The sequence below is a fragment of the Streptomyces sp. NPDC046985 genome, from assembly GCF_040644415.1.
In the GTDB taxonomy this organism is placed as follows: domain Bacteria; phylum Actinomycetota; class Actinomycetes; order Streptomycetales; family Streptomycetaceae; genus Streptomyces.
In genome coordinates, this window is the sequence record NZ_JBEYWK010000003.1 from 14,759 (window position 1) to 29,436 (window position 14,678).

At 71.9% G+C, this 14,678-nt stretch carries 8 protein-coding genes; 5 read left to right on the forward strand and 3 right to left on the reverse strand.

Translation table 11 applies throughout. From position 1 onward, the window contains the following. Positions 1-204 precede the first annotated feature (204 nt). Positions 205-951 carry a response regulator transcription factor gene (locus ABZ861_RS04665; protein ID WP_361623667.1) on the forward strand — a complete coding sequence of 249 codons (747 nt, stop codon included), beginning with the start codon at positions 205-207 and terminating at the stop codon, positions 949-951. Between the two features lie 37 nt (positions 952-988). Here the strand turns inward: ABZ861_RS04665 and ABZ861_RS04670 are convergent, their stop codons facing one another. Continuing rightward, positions 989-2,158: a crosslink repair DNA glycosylase YcaQ family protein gene (locus tag ABZ861_RS04670; RefSeq protein WP_361623670.1), complete on the reverse strand. Its 1,170-nt coding sequence runs from the start codon at positions 2,156-2,158 to the stop codon at positions 989-991. A 132-nt stretch (positions 2,159-2,290) separates the two neighbouring features. Beyond that, the gene (locus ABZ861_RS04675; protein ID WP_361623673.1) at positions 2,291-2,866 is read right to left on the reverse strand and encodes a GNAT family protein; all 576 of its coding nucleotides are present in this window, start codon (positions 2,864-2,866) and stop codon (positions 2,291-2,293) included. A gap of 276 nt (positions 2,867-3,142) precedes the next feature. On the opposite strand from ABZ861_RS04675, the gene secA reads away from it, so the two are divergent. Next, positions 3,143-5,959, forward strand: coding sequence for a preprotein translocase subunit SecA (gene secA, locus ABZ861_RS04680; protein ID WP_361623676.1), 2,817 nt, complete (start codon positions 3,143-3,145; stop codon positions 5,957-5,959). Positions 5,960-6,043: 84 nt separating this feature from the next. Here secA and ABZ861_RS04685 read toward each other — a convergent pair whose 3' ends face one another. Beyond that, positions 6,044-7,333, reverse strand: a complete 1,290-nt coding sequence (locus ABZ861_RS04685) for an Rv3235 family protein (protein WP_361623679.1) — start codon at positions 7,331-7,333, stop codon at positions 6,044-6,046. Between ABZ861_RS04685 and ABZ861_RS04690 the strand changes: the two genes are divergently transcribed. From ABZ861_RS04690 to ABZ861_RS04700, 3 genes are all read left to right on the forward strand, one after another. Next, positions 7,332-7,898, forward strand: a complete 567-nt coding sequence (locus ABZ861_RS04690) for a hypothetical protein (protein WP_361623682.1) — start codon at positions 7,332-7,334, stop codon at positions 7,896-7,898. The genes ABZ861_RS04685 and ABZ861_RS04690 overlap by 2 nt on opposite strands. 30 nt (positions 7,899-7,928) lie before the next feature. After that, entirely contained in the window at positions 7,929-8,597 is a 669-nt protein-coding gene (locus ABZ861_RS04695) for an HAD family hydrolase (protein ID WP_361623685.1), read from the forward strand. 851 nt (positions 8,598-9,448) lie between these two features. Then, positions 9,449-14,380 (forward strand): NAD-glutamate dehydrogenase, encoded by a 4,932-nt coding sequence (locus ABZ861_RS04700; RefSeq protein ID WP_361623688.1) that lies wholly within the window; start codon positions 9,449-9,451, stop codon positions 14,378-14,380. The last annotated feature ends 298 nt before the right edge of the window (positions 14,381-14,678 follow it).

The following is a 14,678-nucleotide window of genomic DNA, read 5'->3' on the forward strand; positions in this document are numbered from 1 at the left end:
TCCCGGCCGACGGTTGAGCCGGTGCCCCTGGAGCGCGTGCGCGCCCCCAGGGGCACCGGCGTGCGCCCTCTTCGCACGCCGCTTGGTCACCGCAGTGGCGGCCGGACATGGAATCATGGCCGGCAACGGCCCAACCGCTGGGCCGTTGCCTTGGGTTGGCTCCCGCATGCAGGCCGGGCCACAGCCTCAGGGGGAGGAACAACGATGACGGACAGCTTCGGACCGATGCGGGACGAGGATGCCGACGACCGCGGCGCCGGCGACGACCAGGACACGGACGTGTCCGGCAGGGAGCCGATCAGAGTCCTGGTCGTGGACGACCACGCCCTCTTCCGGCGCGGCCTGGAGATCGTGCTCGCCGCCGAGGAGGACATCCAGGTCGTGGGCGAGGCGGGCGACGGCGCCGAGGCCGTCGACAAGGCCGCCGACCTGCTGCCCGACATCGTGCTGATGGACGTGCGGATGCCCCGGCGCGGCGGGATCGAGGCGTGCACCTCCATCAAGGAGGTGGCCCCCAGCGCGAAGATCATCATGCTGACCATCAGCGACGAGGAGGCCGACCTCTACGACGCCATCAAGGCGGGCGCGACCGGTTACCTGCTCAAGGAGATCTCCACGGACGAGGTGGCCACCGCCATCCGGGCGGTCGCGGACGGTCAGTCGCAGATCAGCCCGTCGATGGCCTCGAAGCTGCTCACCGAGTTCAAGTCGATGATCCAGCGCACCGACGAGCGCCGCCTCGTGCCCGTGCCCCGGCTCACCGATCGGGAGCTGGAGGTGCTCAAGCTCGTGGCCACCGGGATGAACAACCGGGACATCGCCAAAGAGCTGTTCATCTCCGAGAACACCGTGAAGAACCACGTGCGCAACATCCTGGAGAAGCTGCAACTGCACTCCAGGATGGAGGCGGTGGTGTACGCGATGCGGGAGAAGATCCTGGAGATCCGATAGGGGCGCCTCCCGGCGGGGCGCCCCGGAACAGACCGGATCAGAGCGCCGCGAGCGCGTGGACGAGGGGTGCGCGCAGTTCCGGAGCGTCCACCCGCTCCACCCGTATGTCCGTGCAGCCCACCCAGCTCGCCGCCTCCATGAGCGCCTGGGCGACGGCGGGCGCCGACCGGGCGCCGTCCAGGGTGACCTGCCGGGCCACGAGCGTACGGCCCTCGCGGGCGGGGTCCACGCGGCCGACGAGGCGGCCCCCGGCGAGCACCGGCATGGTGAAGTAGCCGTACACCCGCTTGGGCTTGGGGACGTACGCCTCCAGGCGGTGGGTGAAGCCGAAGATCCGCTCGGTGCGCGCCCGCTCCCAGACCAGGGAGTCGAACGGGGACAGCAGCGTGGTGCGGTGGCGGCCGCGCGGCGGCGCCGCCAGCGCCTCCGGGTCCGCCCAGGCCGGCTTGGACCAGCCCTCCACCGTGACCGGGACCAGGCCCGAGTCGGCGATCACCGCGTCGACCTGCTCGCCCTTGAGGCGGTGGTAGTCGGCGAGGTCCGCGCGGGTGCCCACGCCCAGGGACCGGCCGGCCAGCCGGACCAGGCGGCGCAGGCACTCCGCGTCGTCCAGCCGGTCGTGCAGCAGCTCGGGCGGGACGGCGCGCTCGGCGAGGTCGTACACCCGCTTCCAGCCGCGGCGCTCGACGCAGACCACCTCGCCGTACATCAGGGCGCGTTCTGCTGCGACCTTGGACCCGGACCAGTCCCACCACTCGGCGGTCTTCTTGGCGCCCCCCAACTCCGTGGCGGTCAGCGGGCCTTCGACGGTGAGCTGCTTGACGACCCGCTCGTAGGCGCCCTCGGGCAGCTCGTGGTTCCAGTGCGGCCGGCCGCGGTAGGCGCGGCGGCGGAAGGCGAAGTGGGGCCACTCCTCGATGGGGAGGATGCAGGCGGCGTGCGACCAGTACTCGAAGGCGTGCGTCTGCGTCCAGTAGGCGGCGTCGACGGTCGCGCGGCCGACGGCGCCCAGGCGGGCGTAGGGGATCAGCTCGTGGGAGCGGGCGAGGACGGAGATGGTGTCGAGCTGGACCGCGCCGAGGTCGCGCAGCACGCCGCGCACGCCGGCCCGCCGGTCGGGGGCGCCGAGGAACCCCTGGGCGCGCAGGACGATCCGGCGGGCTTCGTCCGCCGACAACTCGGTGCTGGGGCGCGGGAGGGACGTCATGGACCGCACGATAGAGGGTGGCGCCGACAACGCGGCCTGAGCTGCGCTTTCGCATCGCCCGGCGCCGCTCACGCCCTCACGGCGGCGCGGGCGTGAAGGGCGTCCAAGGAGCGGCCGGAAGCCGCTGGACGCTCACCCGCGCGCGGGCAGGTACGGCGCCGTCGACGGCAGCCCCAGGTCCGAGGGCAGCAGGGAGCCCACCCAGCAGTCCCGTCGCACCCCCTTGTTGTTGAGCCCGGAGCGCAGCACGCCCTCCACCGTGAAGCCCGCCCGTTCGGCCACCGCGCGGGAGGCCGCGTTGCCGACCTCGGCGCGCCACTCCAGCCGGTCCACGGCGACCTCGGTGAAGGCCCAGCGGGCGACGGCGCGGGCGGCCTCGCTGACATAGCCGTTGCCCCGGTGCTCCCGGGCGCCCCAGTAGCCGATCTCCGCCGAGCCCAGCGACCGCATCGTCAACCCCAGCATGCCCGCCAGCTCCCCGCCCGGACCGGGCAGGAAGAGGCCGAAGGTGAACATCGAGCCGTTCGCCCAGCCGTCGGGGACCATCTGCTCGGTGAAGGCCCGCGCGTGCTCGGGCAGGTAGGGGGAGGGGACCAGCGTCCAGCGCTGGATCTCGGAGTCCTGGGCGGCGGCGTGCACCGCGGCGGTGTCCTCGGGCCCGACAGTGCGCAGGACGAGGCGGTCGGTGGTGAGAATGACGGGTTCCACGAGCCGATTCTGCTCACCGGGCCCAGGATGCGCCACGCGTTTCGCCGCGTGAGGAACCGGTCACTTTTCGCGCAATTCGTCACCGGAACGCGGCACCATCCGCGCCCCCCGGCCGTTGTCACATGTGAGGGCGGCGACCAGGCGGCGAACAGTGGACCGCCGCCCTCACGGCAGGCCCTCCCGGCCTGGCGGGGTCCTCGCATACGATGGCCGTCGCTCAGTCATTCACTTGGAAACCGACCGTCCCAGGCCCGACCGGCAAGGAGACCAACCCCCGTGTCCGTCCTCTCGAAGATCATGCGTGCAGGCGAAGGCAAGATCCTGCGCAAGCTGCACCGCATCGCGGACCAGGTCAACTCCATCGAAGAGGACTTCGTCGACCTCTCCGACGCCGAGCTGCGGGCCCTTACCGATGAGTACAAGCAGCGCTACGCCGACGGCGAGTCCTTGGACGACCTGATGCCGGAGGCGTTCGCGACGGTGCGCGAGGCGGCCAAGCGCGTCCTCGGCCAGCGGCACTACGACGTCCAGATCATGGGCGGCGCCGCTCTGCACGCCGGGTTCGTCGCCGAGATGAAGACCGGCGAGGGCAAGACGCTGGTCGGCACCCTGCCGGCGTACCTGAACGCGCTGTCCGGCGACGGCGTGCACATCGTCACGGTCAACGACTACCTGGCCGAGCGCGACTCCGAGATGATGGGCCGCGTCCACAAGTTCCTGGGCCTGGACGTCGGCTGCATCCTGGCCAACATGACGCCGGCCCAGCGCCGCGAGCAGTACGGCTGCGACATCACCTACGGCACGAACAACGAGTTCGGCTTCGACTACCTCCGCGACAACATGGCCTGGGCGCAGGACGAACTGGTCCAGCGCGGCCACAACTTCGCCATCGTCGACGAGGTCGACTCCATCCTGGTCGACGAGGCCCGTACGCCGCTGATCATCTCCGGCCCCGCCGACCAGGCCACCAAGTGGTACGGCGACTTCGCCAAGCTGGTCGTCCGCCTGAAGAAGGGCGAGGCGGGCAACCCGCTCAAGGGCGTCGAGGAGACCGGCGACTACGACGTCGACGAGAAGAAGCGCACGGTCGCCATCCACGAGCCCGGCGTCGCCAAGGTCGAGGACTGGCTGGGCATCGACAACCTCTACGAGTCGGTGAACACCCCCCTCGTCGGCTACCTGAACAACGCCATCAAGGCGAAGGAACTGTTCAAGAAGGACAAGGACTACGTCGTCATCGACGGCGAGGTCATGATCGTCGACGAGCACACCGGCCGCATCCTCGCCGGCCGCCGCTACAACGAGGGCATGCACCAGGCGATCGAGGCGAAGGAAGGGGTGGACATCAAGGACGAGAACCAGACGCTCGCCACGATCACCCTGCAGAACTTCTTCCGCCTGTACGGCAAGCTCTCCGGCATGACCGGCACGGCGATGACCGAGGCCGCCGAGTTCCACCAGATCTACAAGCTCGGCGTGGTCCCGATCCCGACCAACAGGCCGATGGTCCGCAAGGACCAGTCGGACCTGATCTACCGCACCGAGGTCGCCAAGTTCGAGGCGGTCGTCGACGACATCGCGGAGAAGCACGAGAAGGGCCAGCCGATCCTGGTCGGCACCACGTCCGTCGAGAAGTCGGAGTACCTCTCGCAGCAGCTCAGCAAGCGCGGCGTCCAGCACGAGGTGCTCAACGCCAAGCAGCACGAGCGGGAGGCGTCGATCGTCGCCCAGGCCGGCCGCAAGGGCGCCGTGACGGTGGCGACGAACATGGCGGGCCGCGGCACCGACATCAAGCTCGGCGGCAACCCCGAGGACCTCGCGGAGGCGGAGCTGCGCCAGCGCGGCCTGGACCCCGAGGAGCACATCGAGGAGTGGGCCGCCGCCCTGCCCGCCGCCATGGAGAAGGCCGAGCAGGCCGTCAAGGCGGAGAAGGACGAGGTCGAGAGTCTCGGCGGCCTCTACGTCCTCGGCACCGAGCGGCACGAGTCGCGCCGGATCGACAACCAGCTCCGCGGCCGCTCCGGCCGCCAGGGCGACCCGGGCGAGTCCCGCTTCTACCTCTCCCTCGGCGACGACCTGATGCGCCTGTTCAAGGCCCAGATGGTCGAGCGCGTGATGTCGATGGCGAACGTCCCGGACGACGTGCCGATCGAGAACAAGATGGTCACCCGCGCCATCGCCTCCGCCCAGTCGCAGGTCGAGCAGCAGAACTTCGAGACCCGTAAGAACGTCCTGAAGTACGACGAGGTGCTCAACCGGCAGCGCGAGGTCATCTACGGCGAGCGCCGCCGCGTCCTGGAGGGCGAGGACCTGCACGAGCAGGTGCAGCACTTCACGGACGACACCATCGACGCGTACGTCCAGGCGGAGACCTCCGAGGGCTTCCCGGAGGACTGGGACCTCGACCGCCTGTGGGGCGCCTTCAAGCAGCTCTACCCGGTGAAGGTCACCGTGGACGAGCTGGAAGAGGCGGCGGGCGACCGGGCCGGGCTGACGGCCGAGTTCATCGGCGACTCCATCAAGGACGACGTCCACGAGCAGTACGAGGCGCGCGAGACGCAGCTCGGCTCCGAGATCATGCGCGAGCTGGAGCGCCGGGTCGTGCTGTCGGTCCTGGACCGCAAGTGGCGCGAGCACCTCTACGAGATGGACTACCTCCAGGAGGGCATCGGCCTGCGCGCGATGGCGCAGAAGGACCCGCTGGTCGAGTACCAGCGCGAGGGCTTCGACATGTTCTCGGCGATGATGGACGGCATCAAGGAGGAGTCCGTCGGCTACCTGTTCAACCTGGAGGTCCAGGTCGAGCAGCAGGTCGAGGAGGTTGAGGTCCAGGACGCCGAGCCGTCCCTGAACACCGCGCCGCAGGAGGCCGTCCCGGCCCAGGCGGGCGCGCGTCCGGAGATCCGGGCCAAGGGACTGGACGCGCCGCAGCGGCGTGACCTGCACTTCTCCGCGCCGACGGTGGACGGCGAGGGCGGTGTCGTGGAGGGCGAGTTCGCCAGCGACGACGAGCCCGTCCGCTCCGAGTCCGACGGGCTCACCCGCGCGGAGCGCCGCAAGCAGGCGAAGACGGGCCGGCGCCGCAAGAAGTGACGGAACGCGCTCCTTCGGGAGCGCGGCCGGGCAGGCAGGGAAGGGCCGGGGCCGACGAGGCGCCCGGCCCTTCGGGCTGCCGGGTCAGTCCGCGTGCGGGCGGCGGGGGCCGCCCAGTTCCACCGCGGTGCAGCGCCAGCGCAGGTCCCGGCCCCGTTCCAGCCGGAAGGCCAGGGCCCGCAGCCGGTCGCCGGCGCCGATGCGGGCGAATACCTCCACGGCGCCGGGGCGGGCCTCGTAGTAACCGACGTCGCGCACGACGGGGCGGGCCCCGCGGGTGCGCAGCGGGCCGCGTTCGGCGAGGTAGGCCAGTTCGTCGTAGGCGCGGCCCGCGGTGTGACGGAGCATCCAGTGGACCGGCCGCTGCCCGCTGAGCACGGCCAGCAGCCGCTCGGCGAAGACGTCGGTGGTCGAATGAGCGAAGGCGCCTCGGGCGGCGGCGAGGTCCGCGGTGTCCTCGGCGGTCGCGTGGCTCGATGCGCTTCCGGGGGTCGTGTGGCTCGGGGTGCTTCCGGCTGTCGTGCGGCTTGGGGTGCTCCCGGGGGCTGTGTGGCTCGGGGTGCTTCCGGCTGTCGTATGGCTTGGAGTGCCCCCAGAAGCCGTGCGGCTCGGAGTGCTCCCGGGGGCCGTCCGGCTTGGGATGCCCCCAGGGGCCGTGCGGCTCGCGCTTCCCGTAGCGGTGAGCCCCGTGACGGTTCCTGTACCCGTGAGCCCCGCGGCGCCCCTCGTGGTGCGGAGAGGCGTAGCCCCTCCGACGCCCGTGAGGCCCCCGGCGGCTCCGGCGGACGGGGTCGGCGCGGGGGCGGACGTGCGGACGTGGCCGGGGGAGGCCGGTGGGCGGTTGTCGGCCGGGCCGGCGCCGGACGCGGCGCCGCCGCGCGGGGTCCCCGGCGGCCGGGCGCCGCCCGCGGTGCGGGCGGGGCTTCCGCCCGGGGTGCGCGGCGGGGCGCCGCTGGGGCGGACCGCGTCGCGACGGTTCGGCGGGCGGCTGGCCGGACGGCGCTGTGCCCTGGTCATGACCTTGTTCATCAGTCCCCGTTCTGCGATGTCGTCGTGAGGGCGAGGGGATGCACTACCGAGCGGTAACCTCGCGCAGGGATCTTGTACGGGACCGGCTTCGGCGCGGGCAAGGAAGACGCCGTCCGGGTCGGGGCGGCCACGGGATTCACTTATCCGAGTGACGGCGGCCCGTGAAAGCCGTGCGGGAAATGGGGCGCACCGGGTGAGACGCGAGGCGCCGAGTGGACGCGGCGAGGGGCGGCGCCGGGGACACGAAAGGGGACCCCGCACGTATCCTGAAGGCCGCACGGACGGCCCCTCACCCCGCCTTCCGGCGCCCGCGAAGCCCTCCCGACCACGAAAGCGGCCAGCCATGCGCGTCTACGTCCCCCTCACCCTTCCCGGCCTGGCCGCCGCGCACCGGACGGGGACGCTGGGGGCGGAGCGGCTCGCCGTCTACGCGGTCACGCCCGCCCTGCGCGCCTGGTGCCTCACCGACGACCTCGAGGAACTGGAGTACGCCGCGCTGAACCGGGCCGCGCTGGCCTCGCTGCGGCTGCTGGCCGCCGACCCCGGCGCGCCGCGCCGCCGCGTGGTCGTCGCCGTGGACGTCCCCGACGACGCGGTGAGCGCCGACGCCGACCGCGAGGGCGATCCCGCTGCGCTAGGCGAGGTCTGGACGGCCGGACCGGTGGCCCTGGCCAAGGCGGCCGCGGTGCACGTAGACGCGGACGAGGCGGAGGCGGACGTGGCCGCGGCGGCGGGCGCGCTGGCGACGGCAGACGCCGAAGACGCTGCGGACCCGGGGGACTCACGGAACGCTGCGGACGCGGGGGAGGACGACGCGCAGGCCCTCGTGGACGCGACCGACGACCACGAGCTGCTGTGGTTCGCCACCCAGGAGGTGCCGAACCTGGTCGGCGACGGCGGCCGTAGCTGAGTGTCAGTGGCCGCGGGTACGGTCTCGGGCATGGGGAAGCAGTCGGGTGCGCACATCGTCTGGGACTGGAACGGCACGCTGTTCCACGACAACGACGCGATCGTCGGAGCGACGAACGCGGCCTTCGCCGAGCTGGGCCTGGCACCGATCACGCTGGAGAGCTACCGCGCGCTGTACTGCGTGCCGGTGCCGAAGTTCTACGAGCGGCTGATGGGGCGGCTGCCCACGCCGGACGAGTGGGAGCTGATGGACGGCGTCTTCCACCGGTACTACGCCGACCACCGGCTGCGCTGCGGGCTCGCCGAGGGCGCCGTGGACCTGCTCACGCAGTGGACGTCGGCCGGGCACAGCCAGTCGATCCTGAGCATGTACGGGCATGAGGATCTCGTGCCGCTGGTGCAGGGGTTCGGCATCGAGCCCTGGTTCCTGCGGATCGACGGGCGCACCGGACCGTCCGGCGGCAGCAAGGCGGAGCACATGGTGCGGCACCTCGGCGCGCTCGGCGAGCTGGTGAACCCGGCGCGCACGGTGGTGATCGGGGACGCCGCCGACGACGCGCTGGCCGCGCGGCACGCGGGGGCGCGGGCGGTGCTGTACACCGGCGGCTCGCACGGCCGGGCCAGCCTGGAGGGCGCGGGGGCCCCGGTGGTGGACACGCTCCAGGAGGCCGTCGAGGAGGCCCACCGCCTCGCGGTGTGAAACAGCCGGGCCCGCACCCGGCGTCCGACGGCACGTACCCCCAGGCCCCCAGGCGCACCCGCCGCGAAACCACCGGACCCCGGTGTGCGCCCGGCGCGCGGCGGCCGGGACTTGGGGCGCGCTCGCCGCGAAACCGCCGGGCCCCCAGATGCACCCAGCGTGAAGCGGCCGGACCCCTGTGCGCACCCGGCGTGAAGCGGCCGGCACCCGAGGCGCATCCGGCCTGAACCGCCGGGACCCGGGATCGCACCCCGGCCGACCCGCAAGAAGCGCGCCCGGCCGACCCGCAAGAAGCGCGCCCGGCCGCCCGCAAGAAGCGCGCCCGGTCGACCCGCAAGAGGCGCACCCCGCCGACCCACAGGAGGCGCGCCGCCGGATACGCGCCCCGCGGCGCCCGCATACGCCGCCCGCGCCGCCCCCGCTCCTGTGCGAAACGTCAAAGTTCCACCCCCGGATTTGTACGCATACGGCTCATGACGGGTTACCCGTGAAGGGCGATAGCCTGGTGGCGTGATCAGCGCGATAGCTCGCGGGGGCGCCGTCGCCTCTGCTCTGCGCCCGGAGCGCACGGGAGACACCCGTGACCGGGCGGCGGCCGCTGGTCCTCGCGGGCGGGGACGAGCCTTCCGGGCCCCCCGGGCCCCTGTGTCATCCCCGGGCGGCGGCGCGGCCGAGAGAAGTGTCACACCCCTCGGGCGCGTCCCAGATGGCCGATTTCCCCCCGCTCGTCACACCTCGGGGCATAGCGTCGGAATGGACCGGACACCCCGGGCCGACGCGTGTCGCCGAGAGGGACGAGACCGTACTTCCTTCAACGTCACGCAACGGCGCGCGACAGGAGCCAGAGGACAATGCAGACCAAGCTGGACGAAGCCAAGGCCGAGCTGCTCGAACGGGCCGCTCGGGTAGCTGAGAACAGTCCGTCCGGGGGCCAGCTTCCGGCCGGGACGACGGACGAGGGCGCCCCGGACCGGGACTCCGCGCACTCGTTCCTCCAGCGCTACTACCTGCACACGGCACCCGAGGACCTGGTCAACCGCGACCCGGTCGACGTCTTCGGCACTGCCTTCTCCCACCACCGGCTGGCCGAGAACCGCCCCCAGGGCACGGCCAACGTGCGCGTGCACACCCCGACCGTCGAGGAGAACGGCTGGACCTCCAGCCACTCCGTGGTCGAGGTCGTCACCGACGACATGCCCTTCCTCGTCGACTCGGTCACCAACGAGCTGACCCGGCAGGGACGCGGCATCCACGTCGTCGTCCACCCGCAGTTCGCGGTGCGCCGCGACCTCACCGGCAAGCTGCTGGAGGTTCTGCCGGGCGTCCCGGCAGACGAGCAGCTCCCGCACGACGCGCACGTCGAGTCCTGGATCCACGTCGAGATCGACCGCGAGACCGACCGCGCCGACCTCAAGCAGATCGCCGCCGACCTGCTGCGCGTGCTCTCCGACGTCCGCGAGGCCGTCGAGGACTGGGAGAAGATGCGCGACACGGCGGCGCGGGTCGCCGACGCCCTCGGCGACGAGCCCGTCCCCGCCGATCTGCCCGGCCCGCAGGTCGACGAGGCCCGCGAGCTGCTGCGCTGGCTGACCGACGACCACTTCACCTTCCTCGGCTACCGCGAGTACCGGCTGCTCGAGGACGACTCGCTGGCCGCGGTGCCCGGCACCGGGCTGGGCATACTGCGCGCGGACCCGCCGCACGGCGGCGAGGACGGCCACCCGGTCAGCCCGTCCTTCGAGCGGCTGCCCGCCGACGCCCGCGCCAAGGCCCGCGAGCACAAGCTGCTCGTCCTGACCAAGGCCAACAGCCGGGCCACCGTGCACCGGCCGTCGTACCTGGACTACATCGGCGTCAAGAAGTTCGGCGAGAACGGCGAGGTGGTCGGCGAGCGCCGCTTCCTCGGCCTGTTCTCCTCGGCCGCCTACACCGAGTCCGTGCGCCGGGTGCCGGTGGTCCGGCGCAAGGTCGAGGAGGTCCTGGAGCGCGCCGGGTTCTCGCCGCACAGCCACGACGGGCGCGACCTGCTCCAGATCATGGAGACCTACCCGCGCGACGAGCTGTTCCAGACCTCGGCCGCGGAGCTCCAGACGACCGTCACCTCCGTGATGTACCTCCAGGAGCGCCGCCGGCTGCGGCTGTACCTGCGTCAGGACGAGTACGGGCGCTACTACTCGGCGCTCGTCTACCTCCCGCGCGACCGCTACACCACGGGCGTGCGGCTGCGGATCATCGACATCCTGAAGGAGGAACTGGGCGGCACCAGCGTCGACTTCACGGCCTGGAACACCGAGTCGATTCTCTCCCGGCTGCACTTCGTGGTGCGCGTCCCGCAGGGCACCGAGCTGTCGGCGCTGTCGGACGGCGACCGGGAGCGCATCGAGGCCCGGCTGGCGGAGGCCGCCCGGTCCTGGACCGACGCCTTCTCCGAGGCGCTGACCGCCGAACTCGGCGAGGAGCGCGCCGCCGAGCTGCTGCGCCGCTACGGCAGCGCCTTCCCCGAGGGCTACAAGGCCGACCACACCCCCCGCGCGGCGGTCGCCGACCTGGTCAACCTGGAGCAGCTCGGCCGGCACAAGAAGTTCGCGCTGAGCCTGTACGAGCCGGTGGCCGCCGGTCCCGAGGAGCGCCGCTTCAAGATCTACCAGAAGGGTGGCTCGGTCTCCCTCTCGCAGGTCCTGCCGGTGCTCAGCCGGCTCGGCGTGGAGGTCACCGACGAGCGGCCCTACGAGCTGCGCTGCGCGGACCGCTCCACGGCGTGGATCTACGACTTCGGTCTGCGCGTGCCCGCCGCGACCACCGGCGGCGACTACCTCGGCGACGACGCCCGTGAGCGGTTCCAGGACGCCTTCGCCGCCGCCTGGACCGGCAAGGCGGAGAACGACGGGTTCAACGCGCTGGTGCTGAGCGCCGGGCTGGGCTGGCGCCAGGCGATGGTGCTGCGCGCCTACGCCAAGTACCTGCGTCAGGCGGGCTCCACCTTCAGCCAGGACTACATGGAGGACACCCTCCGCGACAACGTCCACACCACCCGCCTGCTCGTCTCCCTGTTCGAGGCGCGGATGTCGCCGGAGCGTCAGCGCGCCGGGCACGAACTGGTGGACGCCCTGCTCGAAGAGGTGGACGCGGCGCTGGACCAGGTGGCCTCGCTCGACGAGGACCGCATCCTGCGGTCCTTCCTCACCGTCATCAAGGCGACCCTGCGCACCAACTTCTTCCAGACCGCGCAGGACGACGCCCCGCACGACTACGTGTCCATGAAGTTCGACCCGCGGGCGATCCCGGACCTGCCGGCGCCGCGCCCGGCGTACGAGATCTGGGTGTACTCGCCGCGGGTGGAGGGCGTGCACCTGCGCTTCGGCAAGGTCGCCCGCGGCGGTCTGCGCTGGTCCGACCGGCGCGAGGACTTCCGCACCGAGATCCTGGGCCTGGTCAAGGCGCAGATGGTGAAGAACACCGTGATCGTGCCGGTGGGCGCCAAGGGCGGCTTCGTCGCCAAGCAGTTGCCCGACCCGGCGGCGGACCGCGACGCCTGGCTGGCGGAGGGCGTCGCCAGCTACCGCACCTTCATCTCGGCGCTGCTCGACATCACCGACAACATGATCGCCGGCGAGGTCGTGCCGCCGCGGGACGTGGTCCGCCACGACGGCGACGACACCTACCTGGTGGTCGCCGCCGACAAGGGCACGGCGACGTTCTCCGACATCGCCAACGAGGTCGCCGGGTCCTACGACTTCTGGCTGGGCGACGCCTTCGCCTCCGGCGGCTCCGCGGGATACGACCACAAGGGCATGGGCATCACCGCCCGCGGCGCCTGGGAGTCGGTCAAGCGGCACTTCCAGGAGCTGGGCGTGGACACCCAGTCGCAGGACTTCACGGTCGTCGGCATCGGCGACATGTCCGGCGACGTGTTCGGCAACGGCATGCTGCTGAGCGAGCACATCCGCCTGGTCGCCGCCTTCGACCACCGGCACATCTTCGTCGACCCCACGCCGGACGCGGCCGCCGGCTACGCCGAGCGCCGCCGCCTGTTCGACCTGCCGCGCTCGAGCTGGGCCGACTACGACACCGCGCTGCTGTCGCCGGGCGGCGGGGTCTTCCCGCGCAGCCTGAAGTCCATCCCGGTCAACGCGCACATCCGTCAGGCCCTGGGCATCGAGCCCGGCGTCGCCAAGATGACTCCGGCCGACCTGATGCGGGCGATCCTGAAGGCCCCGGTGGACCTGCTGTGGAACGGCGGCATCGGGACGTACGTCAAGGCGTCGACGGAGTCCCATGCGGACGTCGGCGACAAGGCCAACGACGCCATCCGGGTGGACGGCAGCGACCTGCGGGTCGCCGTGGTCGGCGAGGGCGGCAACCTGGGCAGCACCCAGCTCGGCCGGATCGAGTTCGCGCACAGCGGCGGCAAGGTCAACACCGACGCCATCGACAACAGCGCGGGCGTGGACACCTCCGACCACGAGGTGAACATCAAGATCCTGCTCAACGGCCTGGTGACGGACGGCGACATGACCGTCAAGCAGCGCAACAAGCTGCTCGCCGAGATGACCGACGAGGTCGGCTCGCTGGTGCTGCGCAACAACTACGCGCAGAACACGGCCATCGCCAACGCGCTCGCCCAGTCCAGCGACATGCTCAACGCCCAGCAGCGCTTCATGAAGCACCTGGTGCGCGAGGGCCACCTCGACCGGGCGCTGGAGTTCCTGCCCACCGACCGCCAGATCCGCGAGCGGCTCGCCGCCGGGCTCGGCCTGACCGGTCCGGAGACGGCAGTCCTGCTGGCGTACACGAAGATCACGGTCGCCGAGGAGCTGCTGCACACCTCCCTGCCGGACGACCCCTACCTGCGCACGCTGCTGCACGCCTACTTCCCCACCCAGTTGCGCGAGCGGTTCGGCACGGAGATCGACGGCCACCCGCTCCAGCGCGAGATCACCACGACCGTCCTGGTCAACGACACGGTGAACACCGGCGGGACGACCTATCTGCACCGGCTGCGCGAGGAGACCGGGGCGTCCCTGGAGGAGATCGTCCGGGCGCAGACCGCGGCCCGCGCGATCTTCCGCTCCGCGCCGGTGTGGGACGCGGTGGAGGAGCTGGACAACAGGGTCGAGGCAGACGTCCAGACCCGTATCCGGCTGCACTCGCGCCGCCTGGTCGAGCGCGGCACGCGCTGGCTGCTGAACAACCGGCCGCAGCCGCTGGAACTGGGCGAGACGGTGGAGTTCTTCGCCGAGCGGGTGGAGCAGGTGTGGGCCGAGCTGCCCAAGCTGCTGCGCGGCGCCGACCTGGACTGGTACCAGCGGGTCTACGACGAGCTGTCCGCGGCGGGCGTCCCGGACGAGGCGGCCACGCGGGTGGCCGGGTTCTCCTCCGCCTTCCCGGCGCTGGACATCGTCTCGGTGGCCGACCGCATGGGCAAGGACCCGATGGAGGTCGCCGAGGTGTACTACGACCTCGCCGACCGGCTGAGCATCACCCAGCTCATGGACCGCATCAGCGAGCTGCCGCGGGCCGACCGCTGGCAGTCCATGGCCCGTGCGGCGATCCGTGAGGACCTGTTCGCGGCGCACGCGGCGCTGACCGCGGACGTGCTGGCCGCGGGCGACGGCGGCGCCACGCCGCAGCAGCGGTTCGAGGTGTGGGAGCAGAAGATCGCGCCGATCCTGTCGCGGGCCCGCGCCACCCTGGAGGAGATCCGCGGGTCGGACGCGTTCGACCTGGCCAACCTGTCGGTGGCCATGCGGACGATGCGCACCCTGCTGCGTACGCACGCGTAAGGACGCGTCGACGCACGCGTGGCGACCGCGGGGAGCACCCGCGACGAGAGCGCCCCGGGCCGTACAGGCCCGGGGCGCTCTCGCACCGTTTTCCGCACCCCTCCTTACCCCCGCGGCTCCTCGCGCCCTCGTATGCTGCGGCTGCCCGCGGGCGTCCGCACCCGTGCCTCTCCGGTCGGGCCGGGTCGGGTCGGATCGGGGCGCCGCCGTCTCCGTCGTCGTCGACCGGATCCCACGGCATGCCGAATTTCCCTTTTTGCACCTAATTCAGATGATTTAGATACAGTGACACGCGTGA